Consider the following 982-nt stretch of genomic DNA (forward strand, 5'->3'; position numbering starts at 1 on the left):
ATTCTTTTCTCCCGGCCGCCTTCCGGCCGACCTTTCGTTCAGTTTATCTTCTCCGCACACTTCGCGGAACACCTTAGCGAGCGCGCGAAGAGCAAAGGGGGCAAGGGCGCGGCTCCTGCCGCGGCGCAGCTTCCCTTGCGGCCTGCCGCTCGTAAGCGGCACGCCGGACGAGAGCCGGTTCAATGAACCGGCTGGCCACCCGTGTAGGGGTCGTAAAAGTAGAGGGCGTTGACCTCGTCGTCATCGAGGTCGCCGGCAGGAAGAACGCCGTATGCGTCTTCATCGACCTTGAAGAGGATGACTGGCGTCATCAGGGTGCGCGCGAGGTTCCAGGCATTGTTCTGAGCGAGGCTGAGTTCTTGCGACATTGTGTGGCTCCCGTAGCTGCGGGGACCATTCCCCGCTCGACAGGCGCCCGTCGGTTCCGGCCCGGACCGCGATCACCGCGTTGGCGAAGCCATAAGCGGCGGCACGCTTGCGTAGTCCGACCCCTCGCGGGTTGATCGACAAGGTCCGGGCTGGAACAAGGGAAATAAGCCGATAAGAGCGGGAGGTGGTTTTTGCGCCGGAGCTGCATTTCCAGCACGAACCCTCGCGGATTCATGTCTCCGACACCCGCGGCTGGTGCAAGCCAGCTTCATCAAGGTCTTTGCGAGGAGCGGTTCTTCCTGTACCGCCGATGTTGCCACTATCGTGGCGTCCTTAAGAAAATCCCTGCCTGGGCAACACCATGAATGAAGACAATCCAAAGCCGGAAGCCGATTTGATCGGCCAGACCACAGAGATCGTTGCCGCCTACGTCAGCAGCAATTCCGTACCCATGGCTGAGCTTCTGCGGCTCATTGCCGACACGCATGCCGCCATCGCCGGCTCGCGGGGGCGAAGGCGCCCGAACAGGCGGAAGAAAGGCCAGTCCCGGCCGTTCCCGTCCGCAGATCCGTCACACCGGATTTCCTGATCTGCCTGGAGGACGGCAAGAAGT

At 62.0% G+C, this 982-nt stretch carries 1 protein-coding gene and 1 pseudogene; one reads left to right on the forward strand and one right to left on the reverse strand.

The features are described 5' to 3' along the window. Positions 1–179: 179 nt before the first annotated feature. Positions 180–368 carry a hypothetical protein gene (locus CEV33_RS00015; protein WP_094538627.1) on the reverse strand — a complete coding sequence of 63 codons (189 nt, stop codon included), beginning with the start codon at positions 366–368 and terminating at the stop codon, positions 180–182. Positions 369–820: 452 nt separating this feature from the next. On the opposite strand from CEV33_RS00015, the pseudogene CEV33_RS24725 reads away from it, so the two are divergent. Beyond that, positions 821–982, forward strand: a pseudogene (locus tag CEV33_RS24725) (MucR family transcriptional regulator); the annotation flags it as partial.

The sequence above is a fragment of the Brucella grignonensis genome (assembly GCF_002252505.1).
GTDB lineage: Bacteria > Pseudomonadota > Alphaproteobacteria > Rhizobiales > Rhizobiaceae > Brucella > Brucella grignonensis.

Coding starts and splice junctions, on each gene's coding strand:
- CEV33_RS00015 (WP_094538627.1), bottom strand. CDS start 368: ATGTCGCAAGAACTCAGCCTCGCTCAGAACAATGCCTGGAACCTCGCG.